Here is a 21,214-nt window from a genome sequence, read left to right on the forward strand (position 1 = left end):
GCCCGGGCGGGCGGCGGCGGCCCGGGGCAGAATGGCGCGGGTGACCGACCGCCCGCGCGACGACCTCGGCGACGCGCCCCCGCTGCGCGGCGCCCCGCGCCGGGTGGTCTCGCTCGTCCCGTCGCTGACCGAGGCCGTCGCCGAGGGCGCCGCCGACCTGCTCGCCGGGGCCACCGACTACTGCACCCACCCCGCCGGCCTCGCCGTGGCCAGGGTCGGCGGGAGCAAGTACCCGTCCGTGCCGGACATCCTCGCCGCCCGCCCCGACCTGGTGCTCGCCAACGTCGAGGAGAACCGCGCCGAGGACGTCGCCGCGCTGCGCGCCGCCGGGGTGCCGGTGTGGGTGACGTACCCGCGGACGGTCCCGGCCGCCCTGGACAGCCTGGCCCGCCTCTACGCCGCGCTGGCCCGCCCGGCGCCGCCCTGGCTGGCCGCCGCCGCGGCGGCCTGGGCGGACCCGCCGGCCGTACCGGCGACCGCGGTGGCCGTACCGGTGTGGCGCAAGCCGTGGGTGGTACTCGGCGGCGACACGTTCGCCGGGGACGTGCTGGCCCGCCTCGGCGCCCGCAACGTGCACGCGGGCGCGGCCGAGCGGTACCCCCGCCCGCCGCTGCCGGGCGTGCGCGGCGGCGCGGCGCTGATGGTGCTGCCCGACGAGCCGTACCGGTTCACCGCCGCCGACGGCCCCGAGGCGTTCCCGGGCGTGCCGTGCGCGCTGCTGTCCGGCCGGCACCTCACCTGGTACGGCCCGAGCCTGGCCGAAGCGCCGGCCCTGCTCGCGGCCCAGCTCGGCCGGACGGTGACCGCGTGACCGCCCCGCCGCCCGACCGGGACCCCGCCGCCACCCGGCCCGCCCCGCCGGCCGCCGACCCGCGCGCTGCCGCGCCGCGGTCCGCCGCGGGGTCGGCGGGACCGGGCGCCGACCCCGCCGCCGTGCTGGCCGCCGCGGCCGTGCTGCTGCGGGACCGGTACGTGCTCCCCGACCGCGGCCGCGCCGCCGCCGACCGGATCACCGCCGCCGGGTACGGCGGGACCGTCGACGCCGCGTTCTGCGCCGCCGTCACCGCCGACCTGTACGCCGTCTGCGCCGACCGGCACCTGCGCCTGGCCTGGCGGGCCGACCCGCTGGACGCCGACGCCGCCCCGGCCCGGTACCGCGCCGGCCTCGCCCGCCGGCACCACGGCGTCGCCCGGGCCGAGCGGCTGCCGGGCGGGCCGGGCATCGTCGCGCTGTCCGACGTCGGCCCGGCCGCCTGGATCGGCGAGGCGCTCGCCGCCGCGTTCCGCGCCGTCGCCGGCTGCTCCGCGCTGCTGCTGGACCTGCGGGACAACCGCGGCGGCGCGGCCGACGGCGCCGCGCTGATCTGCTCGTACCTGCTGCCGCCCGAGCCGATCCTGGTCAACACCGTGCACCGGCCGGACGGCGCCGTCCGCGAGTACCGCACCACCGTCGACCTGCCCGGCCCCCGCTGCGCCGCGCCGGCCTGGGTGCTGACGTCGGCGCGGACGTTCTCCGGCGCCGAGGAGGTCGCGTACAACCTGCGCGCCCTCGGCCGGGCCACCCTCGTCGGCGAGGTGACCCGCGGCGGCGCCCACCCCACCGACGTGCACTGGCTGACCCCGCACGTGGCGCTGCACCTGCCGTACGCCCGCTCGGTCAACCCGATCACCGGCACCAACTGGGAGGGCACCGGCGTGACCCCGGACGTCGCCGTGCCGGCCGCCGACGCGGAGGCGGCGGCGCTGGCCCTGGCGGCGGCCGCGGGCCGCGGCTGACCGCGGCCCGCGGCGCGCTCAGAACGTGTGCTCGGGCCCCGGGAACTCCCCGGCCGCGACCTCGTCGGCGTACGTCCGCACCGCCGCGGTCAGCACCCCGGCCAGGTCGGCGTACCGCTTCAGGAACCGCGGCGCCGGCCCGCCGCGCAGCCCGGCCAGGTCCTGCCAGACGAGCACCTGCGCGTCCGTGCCGGCGCCCGCGCCGATCCCGATCGTCGGGATCGCCAGCTCCTTGGTCACCCGGGCCGCCACGTCGCCCGGCACCATCTCCAGCACCACCGCGAACGCGCCCGCGTCCGCCACCGCGCGGGCGTCGGCCAGCACGGCGTCGGCGGCGTCGCCGCGCCCCTGCACCCGGTACCCGCCGATGCGGTGCTCGCTCTGCGGCGTGAAGCCGACGTGCCCCATCACCGGCACGCCGGCCGTGGTCAGCGCGGCGATCTGCTCGGCCACCCGCACGCCGCCCTCCAGCTTGACGGCCTGGCAGCCGCCCTCCTTGAGGAACCGGACGCCGGTGCGCAGCGCCTGCGTCGGCCCCTCCTCGTACGAGCCGAACGGCAGGTCCCCGACGATCAGCGGGTGGGTGGTGGCGCGGACGACCGCCCGCACGAGCGGCAGCAGTTCCTCCGCGGTGACGGGGATCGTGGTCTCGTAGCCGAACACGTTGTTCGCGGCGGAGTCGCCGACGAGCAGGACGGGGATGCCGGCGGCGTCGAACAGCCCGGCGGTGTACTGGTCGTACGAGGTGAGCATCGCCCACCGCTGCCCGCGCTCCTTGGCGCGCTGCAGGTCGGTGACGCGGATCCGGCGGGTGAGCGGGCCGCCGTACAGGGCGACCACCTCGTCCGGGCCGCCCTCGGTGGGTGTCGGCGCACTGAATTCGGACATGAGGAACTCCTCTCGCCTCGGGGCCGCCGTCGCGGTACCCGGGTCCCCCCGAGCGTCCCACGCCCCCGGACGGGCGGCCGCTGAGACGTTGGTCACCGCCGGTGGGTCCGGTCACCGGTACGGGTGCCCCGCCCGGCACGGGTCCATGCCGCCCGACCCGTCCCGACCCACGCCCACACCCGCTGCTCCGGAGCGCCCGACCGCCCGACCCGGCCCGCGTGCCGCGCGGCCGGGTGGCCGGGCGGCGCTCGCCCAGCCGGCGCGCCGCGCCGGTGGTCGCCCGGCGCGCGCCGCGGGAACCGCCGCCCGGGGGATTGCCGACGGGCACCCCGTCCGCTGGGGTCGGGGTGGGGGTGCCCGTGCGCCAGCTCGACCTCATCGAAGCGCTCCAGATGTGGATCTCCGGACAGAGCATCGCCGACCACCGGCTCGGCTGGTGGACCGTGCGCACGTGGGGTCGCGTCGGCAAGGTGCTCCAGTTCCTCGGCGCCCTCACCGTCGTCGCCGAGCTGGCCGGACCGGAACGGGTCCGGCGGCTGGGCGCGCGGGTGCGGGACAGCGTCCCGCTCGCGGGCCTCGTCGCGCTCGCCGCGGCGGTACCGCTGTGGGTGGCCGCGATCGCCCGCTACCCGCGCTACGCCGAGGGCATCGACCGGCTCACGGACACCGTGTTCGCGCGCGTGTACCCCGGCGTGGTGTGCCCGCTGCTGATGCTCGTCGTCGTGTTCCTCATGGTCTTCGGGGAATCGATCGGGTCGACCCGGGTCGGGCACTGGATCGCGAGCGGCCTGGCGCTGATCCTCCTGCTGTGGGCGGTGCCGTTCCTGCTGGTATCGCTGCTCGGGGCCGCCGGGATGCTGGTCGTGGTGCCGGTGTTCGGGATCGCGCTGTGCACCACCGCGGTGCGCTACGGGCTGCAGGGGCTGGTCATCGTGCCGACGGCGTGGCTGCTCGAACGCGAGGGGAAGCGCGTCCAGTGGGCGGGCGTGCTGCTGCTGGTACTCGGCTTCCTGCTCGACATGCTCGCCTCATGACCGGAGCGCTCCCGTCCCGTGACGGGTGGCGGGGCGACGCCGGAGCCCTGCCGCTCGCCGGCGGCCCGCCCCGGCCGGCGTACGCGGGCGGCCGGGCCGTGCTACGGACCTCAGGGGCGGGCCACGCCGGTGGCCGCCCGGCGGGCGGCGACGGCGACGGCGTCGGCCCGCACCTCGACGAAGCCGGTCCGGTCGAGGCCGCCGACCCGCTCGCGGACCCGCAGCCGCACCCACCGGCCGTCGGCGCGCGGGACCGCGCCGCCCACCGCGTCGACCGTCACGGTGATCGCGGGGGCGGGGTCGAGGCGGGCGTACTCGGTGCCGTGCAGGCGGAGGACGTCGCCGCGGCGCGGGGTCACCGGCCGGCCCGGCCGGGCATCGCGGCCAGGGTGGACGAGCCGCACTGGTCGGCGTGGACCCGGACTCTCACCCCGGCGGGTCGCCGACGATCTACCGGACCGATCGCAACAGCTGGCTCGTCCAGGGATGGGTGGTGGACGACCCGGACGCCCTGGCGTGATACGAACATCCCACCGGGCGAGACCTGTGTCGAGATCACGACGCGCTGGTCGCGATCGAGACGCCGTCGGCCTCCATCGCCGTGAACCGGCCGAGCGAGATCGCGCTGTACGCGCGGATGTTCGCCGTGCTGGAGGGCGCCGCGCTGCGCGGCCCGGCCGCCGAGCGGCTGATCACGCGGGCGGCGGCCGCATGCCGGTGACGCCCGTGCTTCGTGGCGGGATGGGTCAGGCGGCGGCCGGTAGGGTGAGGCGGCCGCGGAGGTCGAGCGCGTCGCGCCGACCCGCCGGCAGTACCGCGATCACCCGCCGCGCCGTCGCGTACAGCATGTCGTTGTGCAGCTCCGCCGGCAGCTCGTCCAGCGCCCGGTGCGCGTACGCCAGCCCGCCCGCCGGGTCCCCGTCCAGCACCAGGCACGCCGCCCGGTGCATCCGCATCTGCGCCTGCTCCCGGGCCAGCTCCGGCGGGTACAGCGCGAACGCCCGGTCCTGCGCCCGGTACGCCGCCGCCGTCTCGCCCAGGTACGTGTACACCCAGCTCTCGGTGTGCCGGAGCCGGAACTCCGGCCAGCCGTGCATGGACACCTCGTCGGCGAGTACCGCCGCCGGGAGCCGCTCGGTCAGCTCGGCGAGCCGGCGCAGGGCCGCGATCGCGTCGGCGGCCCGGCCGGCGAGCGCGAACGCCTGCGCCTGGCCGGACAGCACGCCGGCCGCGCCGGTGCAGGCCCGGCCGGGGGCGATGGCGAGGGTCTCGTCGGCGAGGGTGAGCAGGTCGGCGATCGGGCGCCCCTCGTACAGCCCGTTGACGGTCTCCCAGTCGCGCACCCACATCCGGACCAGCGGGTCGGTGGACCGGTCGGCGGCGGCCCGCGCGGTCGTCCACCAGCGCCGGGCGGCCCGGGCCCGGCCGAGGCTGGCGACGCTCATCGCCATGATGACGGCGAGCTGCCCGGCCACCCCGCACAGGTCGCGGCCGGCGGGGGAGTCGCCGTGGCCGGCGACGAGCTGGCCGAGGACGAGCAGGTCCGAGCCGACCTCGTCGACCAGGGTGGCGGGGGCGGTCGTGTAGAAGGTGTGGGCGTAGTCCAGCGCGACCGCCTGCCAGTCGGCGACGGCCAGCGCGCCGGCGCCGCCGTCCAGGGCCACGCTCAGCATGGTGCGGGTGGCCTCCAGGGAGGCGGCCGGCGTACCGGTGAGCGCCGCGAGCCCGGACAGCAGCGTGCGTCGTCGCATGGCTTCCCCCATCTCGGTGTCCGGGCCGGGCCGGGCGAGGGCGGCGGTGAGCGCGCCGCCGCCGTTCAGGGTCCGGTCGCACGCCTCGGCGAGCGCGGGGCTGGCCGGGCGCAGGCCGCGCTCCACTTGGGACAGGTAGCTGAAGTCGTACCCGGCGCGCTCGCCGAGCCGGCGCAGGGTGAGCCCGCGGCGGCGGCGCAGCTCCCGCAGCGCGGCGCCGAAAGTGCCGTCCACACTCCACGTCCTTCGTCGGGTCGGTGGCCGTTCGGGTGGTTTTTGTGGGCCCACACCGCTCACCTGTGGCTTTGTCCGCACTGTACCGGCGACCATCGGGTCCCGGGCGCCGCGAACCCGAGCGCGACGCCCGCACTGCGGCCCGTTGCGGAGGTCGACATGTCGAAGGCGATGAGCGAGTCCGAGTTCCTGGAGTTCGCCGACGGGCAGATCGCGATCATCGACGGTTTCCTCGCCGAGCATGGTCCGGCCGGCGGTTTCTGCTGCTCCTGCGGGCAGCTCCAGCCCTGCCCGCAGCGCGGCATGCTGGAGCTGCGCCGGCGCCACTACGAACGCTGGATCGCCTCGACCCGGGCCGCCCGGCGGGCGCTGTCCAGCGACGCCGATCGATAAACCGACAGTAATCGACAGAAGCGACTATTCGTCCGGAGTGGACGTCAGCGCTCCCGGAACCGGTTGGTCAGCGGGAGGCGGCGGTCCCGGCCGAACGCCTTCATCGAGATCTTGGTTCCGGGGGCGGCCTGGCGGCGCTTGTACTCGGCGCCGTCGACCAGGCGCAGCACCCGGTCCACCAGCGCGGGGTCGTGGCCGGCGGCGACCAGCTCGGCCCGGCCGGCGTCGCCGTCGACGTACCCGGCGAGGATCGCGTCGAGCACCGGGTAGTCGGGCAGCGAGTCGGAGTCGCGCTGGTCCGGGCGCAGCTCGGCGCTGGGCGGCTTGGTGATGGCGTGCTCCGGGATCGGCGGCACCTGCCCGCGGGCGGCGGCGTCGGCGTTGCGCCAGCGGGCCAGCTCCCAGACCAGCGTCTTCGGGACGTCCTTGAGCGGGTTGAACCCGCCGACCGAGTCGCCGTACAGGGTCGAGTAGCCGACGGCCAGCTCGCTCTTGTTCCCGGTGGTGAGCACCAGGTGGCCCTCCTGGTTCGACAGGCCCATGAGGATCACCCCGCGCACCCGCGCCTGGAGGTTCTCCACGGCCAGGCCGGACAGGCCCAGGTGGGTCAGGAACTGGTCCACCATCTCCTGGATCGGCACCACCCGGTACCGGCAGCCGGTCCGCCGGGCGAGGTCGGCGGCGTCGTCGAGGGAGTGGGCCGAGGAGTACCGGCTGGGCATCGCCACGCCGTGCACCCGCTCGGGCCCGACCGCGTCCACGGCGAGCGCGGCGACGACGGAGGAGTCGATCCCCCCGGACAGGCCGAGGGTGACCGAGCCGAACCCGTTCTTGCCGACGTAGTCGCGCAGCCCCAGCACCAGCGCGCCCCACACCTGCGCGACGTCGTCCAGCGGCGGCGCGATCCCGCCGGCCGCGGTGCCGGCGCCGACCGCGCGGACCGGGTCGCCGAGGGCCACCCGGTGCACCACCATCGGCGCGCCGGGCGGGGCGACCAGCGGCACCTGCTCGGGCCGGTCGGTCGCCGCGGGCAGGTCCAGGTCGTGCACGAGCAGGTGGTCGGCGAACTGCGGCGCCCGGGCGAGCAGGGTGCCGTCGGCGGCGACGACCATCGAGTCGCCGTCGAAGACCAGCTCGTCCTGGCCGCCGACGGCGTTGACGTACGCGATCGGGGCGGCGGCCTCGGCGGCGCGGCGGGCGACCAGCGGCAGCCGGAGGTCGTCCTTGTCCCGCTCGTACGGGGAGGCGTTGATGCTGACCACCAGCCCGGCGCCGGCCGACCGGGCCACGGCGAACGGGCCGCCGGCCTGCCACAGGTCCTCGCAGACGGTGAGCGCGACGTCCACGGCCGCGCCGCCGGCCGGCACCCGGACGACGGTGAGCACGTCGCCGGGGGTGAAGTACCGCCCCTCGTCGAACACGCCGTAGTTGGGCAGGTGGTGCTTGTGGTACCGGGCGGCGACCCGGCCGCCGTGCAGCACGGCGGCGGTGTTGCGCCGGCGGGCGGGGGCGCCGGGGCCGGCCCGGTCGACGTCCGGGAAGCCGACGACGACCGGCAGGTCGCCCAGCTCGTCGTTGGCCAGGGTCTTGGCCAGCTCGGTCAGCGCCGCCCCGGCCGCGGCCAGGAACGAGCGGCGGAACACCAGGTCCTCCGGCGGGTACCCGGTCAGGCCCAGCTCGGGGGTCAGCACCAGGTTGGCGCCCGCGTCGGCGCCGGCCCGGGCCGCGCGGTGCAGCAGCGCGGCGTTGCCGTCGATGTCCCCGACCACGGGGTTGACCTGGGCTAGCGCGACCCGCAACGTGACCATGGCCCCATTCTGCTCGGTCCCCGCGCGCGCCCGCCGCCCGGCCCGCGGCCGCGCGGCGCCGGACCCCGGCGGGCGGACGGGCGTTGATCCCCCGTGCCCGGCGGGCGGTTGGAGTAGCGTGGCGGGGACGGGTGACGCGGGATATGGAGGCGGTCGGTGGATCGTCAGCAGGAGTTCGTGCTCCGCACGCTGGAGGAGCGCGACATCCGGTTCGTGCGGCTCTGGTTCACCGACATCCTGGGCACGCTCAAGAGCGTGTCGGTGGCGCCGGCCGAGCTGGAGGCGGCGTTCGAGGAGGGCATCGGGTTCGACGGCTCGGCCATCGAGGGCTTCGCCCGGGTGTACGAGTCGGACATGATCGCGATGCCGGACCCGACGACCTTCCAGGTGTTCCCGTTCGAGGGCGGCACCAGCGGGGAGAGCGCGCGGATGTTCTGCGACATCCTGCTGCCCGACCGCTCGCCGTCCTGGGCCGACCCGCGGCACGTGCTGCGCCGGGCGCTGTCGCGGGCCGCCGACTCCGGCTTCACCTTCTACACCCACCCGGAGATCGAGTTCTACCTGTTCGAGGACGCGCCGGCCGACGGGCGGATGCCGGTGCCGGTGGACGACGGCGGGTACTTCGACCACACCACCCACTCGGTCGCCCGCGACTTCCGCCGGCAGGCGGTGCTGGCGCTGGAGCGGATCGGCATCTCGGTGGAGTTCAGCCACCACGAGGTCGCGCCCGGCCAGCAGGAGATCGACCTGCGGTACGCCGACGCGCTGACCACGGCCGACAACATCATGACGTTCCGGCACGTGGTCAAGGAGGTGGCGCTCTCGCACGGGGTGCGGGCGTCGTTCATGCCGAAGCCGTTCACCGACCAGCCGGGCAGCGGGATGCACACCCACCTGTCGCTGTTCGAGGGGGAGCGCAACGCGTTCCACGACCCGGCCGACGAGATGAAGCTGTCCAAGGTCGCCCGGTCGTTCATCGCCGGCCTGCTCACCCACGCCCGCGAGTACACGGCGGTCACCGACCAGTGGGTGAACTCGTACAAGCGGCTGTTCCCGGCGCCGCTGTCCGACGAGCGGATCACCGAGGCCCCGGCGTACGTGTGCTGGGGGCACCTGAACCGGTCGGCCCTGGTCCGGGTCCCGGCGTACGGCAAGCCGAACTCCGCCCGGGTCGAGATCCGGTCGCCGGACTCGGCCTGCAACCCGTACCTGGCGTTCGCGGTGCTGCTGGGCGCGGGCCTGCGCGGCATCGAGGCGGGGTACGAGCTGCCGCCGGGGGCCGAGGACGACGTGTGGTCGCTGTCCAGCGCGGAGCGCCGGGCGATGGGGTACGACCCGCTGCCGCAGAACCTGTCCGAGGCGATCGACGCGATGGCCGGCTCGGAGTTGGTGGCGGAGGTGCTGGGCGAGCACGTCTTCGATTTCTTCCTGCGCAACAAGCGCGCGGAGTGGGAGGCGTACCGCCGGCAGGTCACGCCGTACGAGCGGCAGCGCTACCTCGGCGCGCTCTGACGCGATTTTCCCACCGTACGGCGGCCGGTGAATGCATATCGGCTCACGCGATTTCGGCATTCAGGTGAATCGATTCCGTCCGTTGCGCGGCGGTGGCTCGGCCGTTCGGACGAGGGGATCGCGGCCAAGCGTGAGCCCCGCTCGCGTTGCGGTGACCGGTCGTTCGCGATTCTCGGAAAATGTCCATTGTGACGACACTCGTTACAACATTCACAGTCCCCAATACAAGACCGAGATGGCCACTTGGTTTTGTGGAGTGTCGATTCCTAATATTCAGGCGGGGTGGGATCCCGTTACACCAGTCATCTCTATGGGGAGTGAAAGATGAGAATGCTACGCCGCGCGGCATGTCTGGTCACGGCCGGCATCGCTGCGATCGCGTTCTTCCCGGGCGCCGCGCAGGCCCGTCCGTACGACGACCGCCCGACGACGCCGGCGGGCGACACGTTCGTCGGCGAGGGCCGCGGGCGGCTCTCCGACGCCGAGGCACGCGCCGAGCGCGACGCCTACCGGCAGGCCCGTCGCGCCGGCTACAGCCGGCACGACTGCGAGGAGCAGCGCACCCAGAAGACGCCCGTCGGGGACAACAACTGGTTCGTCCGCTTCACCATCGAGTGCAGCGAGGACGACGACGACCGCCCGAACCCGGGCAACGGCGGCGAGCTGGCCGCCCGGCTGGTCAACGCCGAGTCGGGCCTGTGCTTCGACGCGAGCAACAGCCGCCCGCGCATCGAGGAGTGCGACGGCACCCGGGAGCAGGCCGTGGAGTACGACCGCGACCTGAACCTGACCGTGCTGGGCCGCTGCCTCGGCGTGAGCGGCAACCGGGTCGTGCTGAGCCGCTGCGACGACGGCAACGACCAGCGCTGGAACTCGCTGACCAGCAACAACCGGACCGTACTGCTGGAGAACCGGTCCAGCGGCAACTGCCTGGCCGTGCTGGACGCCGATCTGGACGAGGGTGCCGCCGTCGGTACCCGTAGCTGCGACAACAGCGACACCCAGGAGTGGCAGGTCCGTCGCTGACCCCGGTCAGCGAGGGTTTCCCTCCGTAACACCGTGAAACAACGGGCCACCCGCGCGGGGAAGCGGGTGGCCCGTTGTCGTGTTCACGCCGGCAGTGGCCAGCGGGGGCCGGTTCCCGGGTCGTCCAGCCAGGCGTACTGCTCGCCGCCGGCCCGGGCGGTGATGCCGAGGCGGGTGCGGTCGGGCCGCCCGACGCGCAGCCACGCCGCGTGCGCCACCTCGACGGCGTCCCAGAGCCGGTGATCGTCCTGGACCACTCTCGCCCGGCCGCCGGTGTAGTCGGCGGTCGCCCGCGCGGTCCCCGCGTGGATCGCCAGGCCCGCCGGGTTCCCGGCGTCGTCGACCACGTCGACCAGGTGGCCGGGCGGCAGGTGCAGGCGGAGCCACAGCCGGAAGTCCGGCTCGGCCGGGACCGCGGCCGGCACGTCCGTACCGCCGACCCCCGTCGTACCGGTCGGCGGGTCCTCGCCCGTCGGATAGTCGTCGGACAGCGCGCGGTCGGCCGCCCGCAGCGGCATGAACCACGCCTGCTCGGCATGCAGGCGCCCGGTGACGGCGCCGGTACCGTCACCGTCCAGGACGGCCAGCGCGCCGCCGAAGGTGAACGGCGCCACGATCCGGCCCGCCGGGGCGAGCTGCTCGATCCAGGCCGCCGGCACCCGCGCCGCCGCGCCCGTGGCGATGATCCGGTCGAACGGCGCCGCGCCGGCCACCCCCGCCGCGCCGTCGCCGGTGTCGATCCGCGGGTGCAGGTCCAGCGCCGCGAGGCGCTGCGCCGCCGCGGCGGTCAGGTCGGGGTCGATGTCGACGCTGACCACGTTCGCGGCGCCGAGGCGGTGGCAGAGCAGGGCGGTGTGGTACCCGCTGCCGGTGCCGATCTCCAGCACGCGCTGCCCGTCGGCCACCGCCAGGGCGGTCAGCATGACCGCCACCAGCGACGGCAGGGACACCGAACTCGTGATGATCCGGTCCCCGGCCGGGCCCGGCCGCCAGTGGGTCGCCAGGAAGCGGTCGGCGTAGCAGGCGTCGAGCCACGCGCCGCGCTGCGCCGGATCGGCCCCGTCGACGAGCCGGGCCGGGCGGTTGTACCCGTCCAGCTCCCAGAACCGGGGGACGAAGTGGTGCCGGGCACCCCGGCGAACGCGGCCCGCCAGCGGGGATCCGGGAGTACCCCCGCGACGCCGAGGTCGGCGGCGAAGCGCGCCGCGCGCGGGCCCGGCTCGGTCATGCGCCGCCCTCCATCAGCGTGTCGGCGATCGCGGACGTGATGGGCAGGCCGGTCGCGTCCTCGATGAACCCCACCTGGCCGGCGGGGTTGCACTCCAGGAACCACCATCGCCCGCGCCGGTCCACCGCGAAGTCCAACGCGCCGAAGGCGAGCCCGAAGTGGGCGAGGAACGCGGCCACCCCGGCGGCCACCTCCGGCGGGGTCGGCACCACCCGGTACGTCAGGCTGGCGTAGTCGGCCCGGAAGTCCACCCGGCCGGCGTCGCTGCCGGCACTGACCGCATCGGCGGCTCACCCGGCGGCGGACGCCGGCGGCTGACCCCGAAACGCCGAGGACCGCCGCCGGCGGCGTCACTCCTCGGCGTCGGCGGCGTCCATCCGGGCGGCCTCGTCGGGGGTCGGTGCGGTGCCGTCCAGGTGGGCCGGCTGCCACCACCGCTCGCCCGGCTCCGCCGGCTGGTCGGCGTACTCGCGCTGCGCCCGGTCCAGCAGCGCCGTCATCCGCGCCCGCAGCTCCGCCGTGACCGCGTCCGGGGCGTCCCGGCGGCCGACCGCCATCGGCTCGCCGACGAGGATCGAGATCGGCACGTGGCGCTGGACGAGGCGGCGGGGGCGGCCCTTCGTCCAGAGGCGCTGGGTGCCCCAGACCGCCATCGGGATCAGCGGCACCCCGGTACCGGCGGCGAGCCGGGACGCGCCGATCTTCAGGTCCTTGATCGTGAAGGAGCGGCTGATCGTCGCCTCGGGGAAGACGCCGATGACCTCGCCGGCGCGCAGCGCCTGGAGGGCCGCCCGGAACGAGGCCGCGCCCGCCCGGCGGTCGACCGGGATGTGGTGCATGCCACGCATGAGCGGGCCGCCGATCGGGTGGGCGAAAACTTCCTGTTTCGCCATGAACCGTACGCGGCGTCCGGCCGGGCGGGCACCGTACCCGCTGAAGATGAAATCGAGGTAGCTCACGTGGTTGCACGCCAGCACCGCCCCGCCCGCGGCGGGTATGTGCTCGCTGCCGTCCACCCGAATGCGCAGGTCCAGCGCGCGGAACAGCAGGTTCGCGGCGGCGATCACGGGCGGGTACACCAGCTCTGGCATGCCCGCACGCTAGCCGCTGCGTCGCTGCCCGCACCGCCCGGGGCGGTAGCCTCACCGGTGTGAGGACGCTCGTGGTGGAGAACGACCCGACCGACGGACCCGGCCGGCTCGGCGGCTGGCTGGCCGAGGCCGGCCTCGAACCGGTGCTCTGCCGGCCGCACGCCGGCGAGGCGCTGCCCGCCGACCTCGACGGGTACGGCGCCCTGGTGGTGCTCGGCGGCGGCCAGCACGCCTACCCGGCGGCCGACGGCACCCCCGGCGCGCCCTGGTTCCCGGTGCTGGAGTCGCTGCTGCGCAAGGCCGTCCGGCACCGCGTCCCGACGCTCGCGATCTGCCTCGGCGGGCAGCTCCTGGCTACCGCCCACGGCGGCCTCGTCGCCCGCAGCAGCAGCGGGCCGGAGATCGGGCCGGCGCTGGTCGGCCGGCGGGACGCCTGCGACGACGACCCGCTGTGCGCGCCGTTGCCGTTCGCGCCGGACGTGCTCCAGTGGCACCACGACGAGATCGTCGAGCTGCCCGCCGGGGCGACGCTGATCGCCGCCTCGCCGCGGTACCCGCACCAGGCGTTCCGGCTCGGCCCGCGGGCCTGGGGCACCCAGTTCCACATCGAGTGCGACACCGCGATGTTCGCCGGCTGGGTCGACGACAACCGGCCGCTGCTGGCCGACCTCGGGCTGGACCCGGCGGAGCTGGTCGCGGCCGCCGACGCCACGATGGCCGACCTGGCCGACGTGTGGCAGCCGTTCGCCGCCCGGTTCGCCGCGCTCGCCCTCGGCGGCGACGCGACGCCGGTCCGGGACCGGCGCTCGCTGCCCATCGTCGGCCAGTAGCGGCGCCGCCGATGACCCGGACGCAGACGGGGCGGCTCACCCGGTACGGCTTCGACCCGGCCGGCGACGACCCGCGCGCCGCGGCCGCCGACCTGCTCGGGCCGGACGGCCTCGGCTGGTGGGACCCCGCGCGCCAGGCCCCCGTCGACGACCGGGCCGGCGCGCTGCTGGCCGCGCTCGGCCGCGCCGCCGACCCGGACCGGGCGCTGCGCCAGCTCCACCGCGTCGACGCCGCCGCCCGGCGGGCCGGGCTCGGGCCGCCGCCGCTGGCCGACGAGCGGCTGCGCGACCGGCTGTTCGCCGTCCTCGGGGCGTCCTCCGCCCTCGGCGACCACCTCGCCGCCCACCCGGACGACCTGGCCGCCCTCGACGGCGGGGTTGTCCGGCTGGACGGGGCGGCCGCGCGGCTCGGGCCGCCGACGACCGTCGCGGGGCTGCGCCGGGCGTACCGGTGCGCGCTGCTCGGCATCGCCGCCGACGACCTCACCGGCGAGCGGTCGGTCGAGCCGACCATGGCCGCGCTGTCGGCGCTCGCCGACCACACCCTCGGCGCGGCGTACCGGATCGCGGCCGGCGAGCAGGGCGGCGAGCCGCCGCGGCTGGCCGTGATCGCGATGGGCAAGTGCGGCGGCGGCGAGCTGAACTACGTCTCCGACGTGGACGTCGTGTTCGTCGCCGACGGCGACGCCGACCTGGCCGCCGGGACCCGGCTGGCCGTCCGGCTGATGGAGATCTGCGGGCTGGTGGCCTGGCCGGTCGACGCCGCGCTGCGGCCCGAGGGGGCGCGCGGGCCGCTGGTGCGGACGCTGGCCGGGTACGGCGCGTACTACGAGCGGTGGGCCCGCACCTGGGAGTTCCAGGCGCTGCTCAAGGCCCGGTACGCCGCCGGCGACGCCGACGTGGCCGCCCGCTGGCAGGCAGCCGTCGCGCCGCTGGTCTGGTGCGCGGCCGAGCGGCCGGAGGCCGTCGCCGACGTGCGGGCGATGCGCCGCCGGATCCTCGCCAACGTGCCGGCCGGCGAGGCCGACCGGGAGATCAAGCGCGGGCCCGGCGGGCTGCGCGACATCGAGTTCGCGGTGCAGCTCCTCCAGCTCGTGCACGGGCGGGCGGACGCGTCGCTGCGGGTGCCCGGCACGATGCCGGCGCTGCGCGCGCTGGTCGCCGGCGGGTACGTCGCCCGGACCGACGGCGAGGCGCTGCTGGCCGGGTACGGGTTCCTGCGCCGGGTCGAGCACCGGCTCCAACTCCAGGCGCTGCGCCGCACGCACACCGTCCCCGACGCCGACACCCCGGACGGCGCCGCGGCGCTGCGCCGGCTCGCGCACGCCCTCGGCTATCGGGCCGGGCCGGCGCGCAGCGCCGCCGGCGCGTTCCACGCCGACTGGCGGGCGCACGCCGCCGAGGTGCGCCGGCTGCACGCCAAGCTGCTGTACCGGCCGCTGCTGGAGGCCGTCGCCCGGGTGCCCGCCGCGGAGCTGCGGCTCACCCCGGCGGCCGCCGGGCGGCGGCTGGAGCTGCTCGGGTTCGCCGACCCGGCCGGCGCGCTGCGGCACATCGAGGCGCTGACCGGCGGGCTGTCCCGGCGGGCAGCGATCCAGCGCACGCTGCTGCCGGTCCTGCTCGGCGAGTTCGCCGACGCGCCCGAGCCGGACCGCGGGCTGCTCGCGTACCGCCAGGTGTCCGACGCGCTCGGCGCCACCGCCTGGTACCTGCGGCTGCTCCGCGACGGCGGCCCGATCGCGCAGCGGCTGGCCCGGCTGCTCGGCCTGGCCCGGTACGCCGTCGACCTGCTCACCCGCGACCCGGAGGCGCTGCGCCTGCTCGCCGACGACGCCGAGCTGCGCCCCCGCCCGGCCGCCGCGCTCGCCGAGAGCATGCTGGCCGCCGCCGGCCGGCACCTCGACGGCGCCGCCGGCGACCCGGTCGCCGCCGTCCGGGCGGTGCGGGCGCTGCGCCGCCGCGAGCTGTTCCGGGTCGCCGGCGCGGACGTGCTCGCCCACGCCGGCCCGCTCGCCCCCGCCGAGCCGCTGACCGCCGACGCGGTCGCCGCGGCGCTCACCGACATCGCCGACGCCACCCTGGCCGCCGCGCTGGCCGTCGCCCGCCGCGCCGCCGGGGCGCCGCCCGGCCTGCGGCTGGCCGTGATCGGGATGGGCCGGCTCGGCGGCCGGGAGCTGAGCTATCCGTCGGACGCCGACGTGCTGTTCGTCTACGAGGCGGCCCCGGACGTCCCCGACCCGGCCGCCACCGCGCACGCCGTCGCGCAGCACCTGCGCGACCTGCTCGCCATGCCCGCCCCCGACCCGCCGCTGGGCGTGGACGCCGACCTGCGGCCCGAGGGCCGGCAGGGCCCGCTGGTGCGCAGCCTGGACGCGTACGCCGCGTACTACGCCCGCTGGTCCCGGGTCTGGGAGGCGCAGGCGCTGCTGCGCGCCCGCCCGGTCGCCGGGGACGCCGGGCTGGGGGAGCGGTTCATCGCGCTGGCCGACGGCATCCGGTACCCCGACGGCGGCCTGAGCCCCGAGCAGCTCGTCGAGATCCGCCGGATCAAGGCCCGGGTGGAGACCGAGCGGCTACCCCGCGGCGCCGACCCGGCCACCCACACCAAGCTCGGCCGCGGCGGCCTCGCCGACGTCGAGTGGGCGGTGCAGATCCTGCAACTGCGGCACGGCGCGCGGCATGCCGGGCTGCGCACCACCGGTACGGTCGCCGCGCTCGCCGCCGCCCGCGCCGCCGGCCTGCTCGCCCCGGCCGACGCCGCGGCGCTGACGACCGCCTGGCAGCGGGCCACCGCGGTGCGCAGCGCGCTGACGCTGGTCCGCGGCAAGGCCACCGACCAGCTCCCCCGGCACGGGGTGGACCTGGCCGGGGTGGTCGCGCTGTTCGGCGCCGACGACCCCGGCGAGCTGCTCGACGGGTACCTGCGCACCGCCCGGCACGCCCGCGCCGCCGTCGAGCGGATCATCAATGGCTGACGCCGCGGCGCGGCGGATCCGGTACGGCGGGCTGGCCGGCGCCGCCCTGGTCGCGGCCGCGTCGTGGCTGGTCGGCGCCCTGCCGGCCGCACCGCCGCCGATCACCGCCGGCGCGTTCTGGCGGGACCCGGCCGGGCCGCTCGGGCTGGCCGCCTGGTTCGGCGGGGTGGCGCTGTGGGCGCTGGCGTGGTGGCGCGGGCGGGCGGTGCCGGGCGGGGCGCGGTGGGGCGCGGCGACGCTGGCGCTGTGGGCGGTGCCGCTGCTGCTGGCGGCGCCGCTGGGCAGCCGGGACGTGTACTCGTACGCCTGCCAGGGGGAGCTGGTCGCGCGGGGGCTCGACCCGTACGCGGCCACGCCGGCGACGCTGCCGTGCCGGTGGGTGGGGGCGGTGGCGCCGCTGTGGCGGGACACGCCGGCGCCGTACGGGCCGGTGTTCCTCGCGCTGGCGGGGGCGGCGGCCGTCCTGGGTGGCGGGTCGCTGTGGGTGACGATTCTGCTGCTGCGCCTGGCCGCGCTGCTGCCCCTGCTCCTGGTGGGGGTGTGCCTGGCCCGCCCGCCCGCGGGCGGCGGTTCTTTGCGCGTTGGTGGTCGCGGCTCCGCGTCCGTTGGTGGTGGCGGGTTTTCCTTCCGTACGGCCTGGCTCTTCCTCGGCTGCCCCCTGGTCGGGGCGCACCTGCTGGTCGGGGCGCACAATGACGCGCTGATGATCGGGCTGCTCGTGGCCGGACTGGTGCTGGCCGTGCGCGCCCTGGCGACGGGGGAGCGGGGCGGCTCGCGCCTCGGCTGGCTCGCGGGGGCCGGGGCGCTGGTCGGGGCGGCCGTGGCGGTCAAGGCCACCGCCGCGGTGGCGCTGCCGTTCCTCGCCCTGGGCGTCGTCGCCGCCTCCCGCCCGCCGGCGGGCGGGCCGGTCGGCGGGAAGGCGCTCGGCGCTCCGGATGGTGCGCTCCGTGGTCCGGATGGTGCGCTCGGCGGGTCGGGCGGCGTGTCCGGTGGTCCGGGTGCTGTGCGCGGTGCGGGTGGTCGGTGGTGGGTGGGCGCGGTGGGCGGGGCCGGGCTGCTGGTCGTGGTGGCGGCCGTGGTGCTCTGGGGCGCCGGGGTGGTCAGCGGGTTCGGGGTCGGGTGGGTGGCGGCGCTGCGGCACACCGGGGCGACGACGCAGTGGTCGGCGCCGTTCACCGCCGTCGGGATGGCGCTCGATCACCTGGGCGGGCTGTTCGGCGTGGGGCCGGGGGCGGTGCCGGTGGCCCGCGGCGTCGGGGTGGTGGTGTTCGCGGCGGTCGCCGGGGTGCTCGCCCTGGCGCAGTGGCGGGGGCGGCTCGGGCTGCCCGCCGCGGTCGGCGGGGCGCTGGCCGCCGCGGTGCTGTGCGCGCCGGTGCTCTACCCCTGGTACGTGGCGTGGCCGCTGGCCGCGCTCGCCCTGGCCGGCGGGGTCGCCGCCCGGCGGTGGGCGCTGCTCGGCGCGGCGGCGGCGCTGCTCGCGCTGCCCGACGGGGCCGGCGTGCCGGCGCTGACCAAGCCGCTGGCCGGGGTCGTCGCGGCGGGGCTGCTGGTCGCCGCGGGCCGGTGGCTCCGGCGCGGGTGTCGGAGCCACCGGCCGCGACCGGCCGGCTAGCGCCCCGCGCCAGTGGCCGACGCGGGGCGCGGGCGGGCGGCGTCTCCGGCGCCGCCCCGCGGCCGATGCGGGGCGCGGCGGCGGGCTCGTCCGCCCCGGCGCCGCACCCCGCCTCTCACCGGGTGTTGTTCGCGAGGGCGCGCAGCCGGTCCTCCGCGCCGTTGAACCAGTCGCGGTCCACGTCGGCGTTGATCCCGTCCACCCGGCCCTTGTCGGTGTACTGCCAGAACGAGTACACGCCCGCCCCCGGCGGCAGCGCCCCGGCGGCGTCCGCCCAGCGGGCCACCCACAGCGGGTGGTTGGCCCAGAACGAGCGGTCGTCGCCGGTGCACGTCCGCCACCAGTCGGTCGTGGTGTAGATGACGGCGTACCGGCCGGTGCGCGACCGGTACGTGTTCAGGAAGTCCGCCACCCAGCCGCGCATGGCCGCCTGGCTCAGCCCGTGGCAGCCGGCCTCCAGGTCGACCGCCGCGGGCAGGGTCAGGTTGTCCGCCGACCAGGCCCCGCCGTGGTCGGCGAGGAAGTTGGCCTGCGCCGCCCCGGACGACGCCGCCGGCCGGGCGAAGTGGTACGCCCCGCGCACGATCCCGGCCGCGTGCGCCCGCGGGTAGTTGTTGGTGAACTGCGGGTCCCGGAACGACGTCCCCTCGGTCGCCTTCAGGTACGCGAACCGGATCCCAGCGCCGTGCACCCGCCCCCAGTCGATGACCCCCTGGTGGTGGGAGACGTCGACCCCGGCCGTGCGGGCGGCGGGCGCGCGGGCGGTGGGCACCGGTGCCGCCGCGGCGGGCGCGGTGGCGAGCAGCAGCGGGGCGAGGACGGCGGCGGCGAGCAGCCGGAGCGTCACGGTTTCTCCTCGGGGCGCGGGGCCAGGACGGCCGGGCAGCGGTCGGCGGTGTGCACGTCGACGCCCGCGACCCGCCAGCCGCCGGCGGTGCCGGCCAGCCGGTAGACGAAGACGCTGACGCCGGTGTTGGGGTTCTCGGCGGGCGCGCCGGTGCCCCGGTGGTACATGCTGATCGCGCCCTGCCGGCTGCACGCCCCGACCTCGGCCGTGCGCCGCCCGGCGGCCAGTACGACCGGCGCCGCGGCGATCCGGCCGCGGCCGGCGAGGCCGTCGCGGCGCAGCGTCGCCGCGGTGGCCCGCAGGATGTCCCGCGCTGCCCCCGTGGCCAGCGCGAGACCCGCCCGCAGCGCCCGCTCGTCGGCGGGGTCGTGCAGGACGTCCTCGTAGGCCCGTTGGTAGGCCAGCGCGGCCCGGCCGAGCGCCGCCCCCGCGGCGGGCGACACCGCCGCGGGGGCCGACGGCCACGCCCGGTCGCCGGCGAGCCGGCGCTGGGTGCCGGGCTGCTGGCGGAACGCGCGGTCGGCAGCCGCCGCGTTCGGGTCGGGCTGCGGCGCCGCCGTACCGGTCGTTCCCCCGGACGCGCAGCCGGCCAGTCCCATCGCCACCAGCAGCCCGAGCACCACCGGGCCGCCCCCGCGGGGGCCACCGCGGCAGCGGCGACCCCCCGGGATCCGTACGGTCAGCACCAGCCCGCGGCGTCGGTCCGGTCGTTGGCGCCGTCGCCCGGCCAGCCGACGTTCTGGCCCGGGCCGAGGTTGCCGAGGATGATCCGGCTGCCGTTGACCCAGTCGAAGATGCACTCGCGCTGGTTCACGTTCTTGTTGGCCCAGCTACTGCCCTTGTCGTGCATCCAGCCCGGCACGTCGCTGTACTGGGTGTAGCCGCTCTTGGCCCAGTGCCCGCCGTTGAAGTTGGCGTCCACCCAGATGCAGGTGTGCCGGGCCGGGCAGTCGCCCAGCCCGGCGGCGGCCGGGGCGGCGGTGGCGAGGAGCGTCGCGGCGCCGAGGCCCAGCGCGGCGAGTCCGGTTGCGGCGATACGTCGCAGAGACATCGGTGTTCCCCTTCGGTGTGTCGCCCGTTCGCGGCTCTCCGCGATCGGCAGGGGCGACGCACTCAGAATCACCTCCGATGTGGACCCGCGCAGCATCCTTCGGCCGACGCCGAAGTGACGTACTTCTCTGCCGTCCGGCCGGGTCCGCCGGCCCGCCCGGCGCCCGCCCCCGGCCACCCGGCCGTCCCCGGCGGCCCGGCCGGGTCGCGCCCGCCGGCCGGTCAGGCCAGCGGCACCGCCGCCCCGGTCACCGCGACCCCGCCCGCGGCCGGCACGTCCACGGTGAGCCGGCTCGGCCGCCCCAGCTCGGCGCCCTGGTGCACGGTCAGCCGCGCGGGCGCCGCGACCAGCCCCGCCGCCCGCAGGTACCCGCCGAGCGCCGCGGCCGCCGCCCCCGTCGCCGGGTCCTCGTACACGCCGCCGGGCGGGAACGGGTTGCGCGCGTGCAGCACGTCCGGGCCGGCGCGGTGCACGAGGTTCACCGTCGTCCAGCCGCGGTCGGCCATCAGCGCACCCAGCCCCGCCACGTCGTAGCGCAGGTCGGCCAGCCGCTCCCGCCGGGCGGCGGCGAGGATCGGGTGCCAGGCGCCGGCGTACGCCAGCCCCGGCGGCAGGCCGGGGTCCAGCTCGCCGGGCGCCCAGCCGAGCAGCCCGCACAGCGCCGCCAGGTCGGCCGGGTCCAGTTCCGCCGTCCGCGGCTCGATGCTGGTCAGCGTCGCGGTGAGCACGCCGTCGGCGGCCGCGGTCCGCACCGGCACCGCCCCGGCGGCGGTGTCCAGCACCAGCGGGCCCGGGCCGTGCCGGTCGGCGTACGCGACGGCGGTGGCGATGGTCGCGTGCCCGCAGAACGGCACCTCGGCCAGCGGGCTGAAGTACCGCACCCGGTGCCGGCGCTCGGGGCCGGGCAGGAGGAACGCGGTCTCGGAGTAGCCGACGTCGGCGGCGACCCGCTGCATGGTCGCGTCGTCGGCACCGGTGGCGTCGAGGACGACGCCGGCGGGGTTGCCGCCGGCGGGGTCGGTGCTGAACGCGGTGTACCGCAGGATCTCCATGCCCCCCATGCTGGACCCTGCGCGGCCGCGGTGCCGAGAGCCAATCGGGAACGGGTGGAACGACGACGGCGGCGGGCCCGAACCGGGCCCGCCGCCACCACCAGAG

At 77.1% G+C, this 21,214-nt stretch carries 20 protein-coding genes; 9 read left to right on the top strand and 11 right to left on the bottom strand.

Annotated elements, in window-relative coordinates:
* Nucleotides 1-40: 40 nt before the first annotated feature.
* Nucleotides 41-811 (top strand): helical backbone metal receptor, encoded by a 771-nt coding sequence (locus IEY94_RS06280; protein ID WP_373291222.1) that lies wholly within the window; start codon nt 41-43, stop codon nt 809-811.
* Nucleotides 808-1,776: a S41 family peptidase gene (locus IEY94_RS06285; RefSeq protein WP_189169088.1), complete on the top strand. Its 969-nt coding sequence runs from the start codon at nt 808-810 to the stop codon at nt 1,774-1,776. The genes IEY94_RS06280 and IEY94_RS06285 overlap by 4 nt, the downstream gene beginning before the upstream one ends.
* Before the next feature lie 18 nt (nt 1,777-1,794).
* On the opposite strand, the gene panB is transcribed toward IEY94_RS06285, so the two are convergent.
* Nucleotides 1,795-2,664, bottom strand: coding sequence for a 3-methyl-2-oxobutanoate hydroxymethyltransferase (gene panB, locus IEY94_RS06290; RefSeq protein WP_189169089.1), 870 nt, complete (start codon nt 2,662-2,664; stop codon nt 1,795-1,797).
* Between the two features lie 359 nt (nt 2,665-3,023).
* On the opposite strand from panB, the gene IEY94_RS06295 reads away from it, so the two are divergent.
* Nucleotides 3,024-3,698: a hypothetical protein gene (locus tag IEY94_RS06295; protein ID WP_189169090.1), complete on the top strand. Its 675-nt coding sequence runs from the start codon at nt 3,024-3,026 to the stop codon at nt 3,696-3,698.
* A 110-nt stretch (nt 3,699-3,808) separates the two neighbouring features.
* Here IEY94_RS06295 and IEY94_RS06300 read toward each other — a convergent pair whose 3' ends face one another.
* Complete coding sequence (locus IEY94_RS06300) at nt 3,809-4,057, bottom strand: hypothetical protein (protein WP_189169091.1); 249 nt, start codon at nt 4,055-4,057, stop codon at nt 3,809-3,811.
* Nucleotides 4,058-4,444: 387 nt separating this feature from the next.
* Nucleotides 4,445-5,683 (bottom strand): helix-turn-helix domain-containing protein, encoded by a 1,239-nt coding sequence (locus IEY94_RS06310; RefSeq protein WP_189169092.1) that lies wholly within the window; start codon nt 5,681-5,683, stop codon nt 4,445-4,447.
* Nucleotides 5,684-5,842: 159 nt separating this feature from the next.
* Here IEY94_RS06310 and IEY94_RS06315 point away from each other — a divergent pair, with 159 nt between their 5' ends.
* Nucleotides 5,843-6,076: a hypothetical protein gene (locus IEY94_RS06315; RefSeq protein WP_189169093.1), complete on the top strand. Its 234-nt coding sequence runs from the start codon at nt 5,843-5,845 to the stop codon at nt 6,074-6,076.
* Between the two features lie 44 nt (nt 6,077-6,120).
* Here IEY94_RS06315 and IEY94_RS06320 read toward each other — a convergent pair whose 3' ends face one another.
* Complete coding sequence (locus IEY94_RS06320; RefSeq protein ID WP_189169094.1) at nt 6,121-7,884, bottom strand: NAD+ synthase; 1,764 nt, start codon at nt 7,882-7,884, stop codon at nt 6,121-6,123.
* A gap of 156 nt (nt 7,885-8,040) precedes the next feature.
* Between IEY94_RS06320 and glnA the strand changes: the two genes are divergently transcribed.
* Nucleotides 8,041-9,396 carry a type I glutamate--ammonia ligase gene (glnA, locus tag IEY94_RS06325; RefSeq protein WP_189169095.1) on the top strand — a complete coding sequence of 452 codons (1,356 nt, stop codon included), beginning with the start codon at nt 8,041-8,043 and terminating at the stop codon, nt 9,394-9,396.
* Nucleotides 9,397-9,720: 324 nt separating this feature from the next.
* A complete protein-coding gene (locus IEY94_RS06330) occupies nt 9,721-10,422 on the top strand; it encodes an RICIN domain-containing protein (RefSeq protein ID WP_189169096.1) in 702 nt (233 codons plus the stop codon).
* Nucleotides 10,423-10,505: 83 nt separating this feature from the next.
* On the opposite strand, the gene IEY94_RS06335 is transcribed toward IEY94_RS06330, so the two are convergent.
* From IEY94_RS06335 to IEY94_RS06345, 3 genes are all read right to left on the bottom strand, one after another.
* Nucleotides 10,506-11,372: a methyltransferase domain-containing protein gene (locus IEY94_RS06335; protein ID WP_229783368.1), complete on the bottom strand. Its 867-nt coding sequence runs from the start codon at nt 11,370-11,372 to the stop codon at nt 10,506-10,508.
* Nucleotides 11,373-11,646: 274 nt separating this feature from the next.
* Nucleotides 11,647-11,901, bottom strand: a complete 255-nt coding sequence (locus IEY94_RS06340; protein WP_189169097.1) for an MvdC/MvdD family ATP grasp protein — start codon at nt 11,899-11,901, stop codon at nt 11,647-11,649.
* A 99-nt stretch (nt 11,902-12,000) separates the two neighbouring features.
* Entirely contained in the window at nt 12,001-12,741 is a 741-nt protein-coding gene (locus IEY94_RS06345; RefSeq protein WP_189169098.1) for a lysophospholipid acyltransferase family protein, read from the bottom strand.
* Between the two features lie 59 nt (nt 12,742-12,800).
* Between IEY94_RS06345 and IEY94_RS06350 the strand changes: the two genes are divergently transcribed.
* The 3 genes from IEY94_RS06350 to mptB are packed head-to-tail and all read left to right on the top strand — an operon-like array spanning nt 12,801 to nt 18,158.
* Nucleotides 12,801-13,571, top strand: a complete 771-nt coding sequence (locus tag IEY94_RS06350) for a type 1 glutamine amidotransferase (RefSeq protein WP_229783369.1) — start codon at nt 12,801-12,803, stop codon at nt 13,569-13,571.
* Nucleotides 13,572-13,582: 11 nt separating this feature from the next.
* Complete coding sequence (locus IEY94_RS06355; protein WP_189169099.1) at nt 13,583-16,546, top strand: bifunctional [glutamine synthetase] adenylyltransferase/[glutamine synthetase]-adenylyl-L-tyrosine phosphorylase; 2,964 nt, start codon at nt 13,583-13,585, stop codon at nt 16,544-16,546.
* A complete protein-coding gene (mptB, locus tag IEY94_RS06360; RefSeq protein WP_189169100.1) occupies nt 16,539-18,158 on the top strand; it encodes a polyprenol phosphomannose-dependent alpha 1,6 mannosyltransferase MptB in 1,620 nt (539 codons plus the stop codon). Before IEY94_RS06355 ends, mptB begins: the two co-directional genes overlap by 8 nt.
* 115 nt (nt 18,159-18,273) lie before the next feature.
* On the opposite strand, the gene IEY94_RS06365 is transcribed toward mptB, so the two are convergent.
* The 4 genes from IEY94_RS06365 to IEY94_RS06380 all read right to left on the bottom strand — a co-directional run bounded on the left by IEY94_RS06365 (nt 18,274) and on the right by IEY94_RS06380 (nt 21,108).
* On the bottom strand, nt 18,274-19,005 hold the full coding sequence (locus IEY94_RS06365) for a GH25 family lysozyme (protein WP_229783370.1): 732 nt from the start codon (nt 19,003-19,005) through the stop codon (nt 18,274-18,276).
* The gene (locus IEY94_RS06370; protein ID WP_189169101.1) at nt 19,002-19,628 is read right to left on the bottom strand and encodes a hypothetical protein; all 627 of its coding nucleotides are present in this window, start codon (nt 19,626-19,628) and stop codon (nt 19,002-19,004) included. The genes IEY94_RS06365 and IEY94_RS06370 overlap by 4 nt, the downstream gene beginning before the upstream one ends.
* Before the next feature lie 56 nt (nt 19,629-19,684).
* Nucleotides 19,685-20,056: a peptidase inhibitor family I36 protein gene (locus tag IEY94_RS06375; RefSeq protein ID WP_189169102.1), complete on the bottom strand. Its 372-nt coding sequence runs from the start codon at nt 20,054-20,056 to the stop codon at nt 19,685-19,687.
* Nucleotides 20,057-20,277: 221 nt separating this feature from the next.
* Nucleotides 20,278-21,108, bottom strand: a complete 831-nt coding sequence (locus IEY94_RS06380; RefSeq protein WP_189169103.1) for a PhzF family phenazine biosynthesis protein — start codon at nt 21,106-21,108, stop codon at nt 20,278-20,280.
* Between the last annotated feature and the right edge of the window lie 106 nt (nt 21,109-21,214).

Source organism: Pilimelia anulata, assembly GCF_014647895.1.
Lineage (GTDB): Bacteria > Actinomycetota > Actinomycetes > Mycobacteriales > Micromonosporaceae > Pilimelia > Pilimelia anulata.

Coding starts and splice junctions, on each gene's coding strand:
- mptB (WP_189169100.1), top strand. CDS start 16,539: ATGGCTGACGCCGCGGCGCGGCGGATCCGGTACGGCGGGCTGGCCGGC.
- IEY94_RS06315 (WP_189169093.1), top strand. CDS start 5,843: ATGTCGAAGGCGATGAGCGAGTCCGAGTTCCTGGAGTTCGCCGACGGG.
- IEY94_RS06345 (WP_189169098.1), bottom strand. CDS start 12,741: ATGCCAGAGCTGGTGTACCCGCCCGTGATCGCCGCCGCGAACCTGCTG.
- IEY94_RS06330 (WP_189169096.1), top strand. CDS start 9,721: ATGAGAATGCTACGCCGCGCGGCATGTCTGGTCACGGCCGGCATCGCT.
- IEY94_RS06355 (WP_189169099.1), top strand. CDS start 13,583: ATGACCCGGACGCAGACGGGGCGGCTCACCCGGTACGGCTTCGACCCG.
- IEY94_RS06380 (WP_189169103.1), bottom strand. CDS start 21,108: ATGGAGATCCTGCGGTACACCGCGTTCAGCACCGACCCCGCCGGCGGC.
- IEY94_RS06320 (WP_189169094.1), bottom strand. CDS start 7,884: ATGGTCACGTTGCGGGTCGCGCTAGCCCAGGTCAACCCCGTGGTCGGG.
- panB (WP_189169089.1), bottom strand. CDS start 2,664: ATGTCCGAATTCAGTGCGCCGACACCCACCGAGGGCGGCCCGGACGAG.
- IEY94_RS06375 (WP_189169102.1), bottom strand. CDS start 20,056: ATGTCTCTGCGACGTATCGCCGCAACCGGACTCGCCGCGCTGGGCCTC.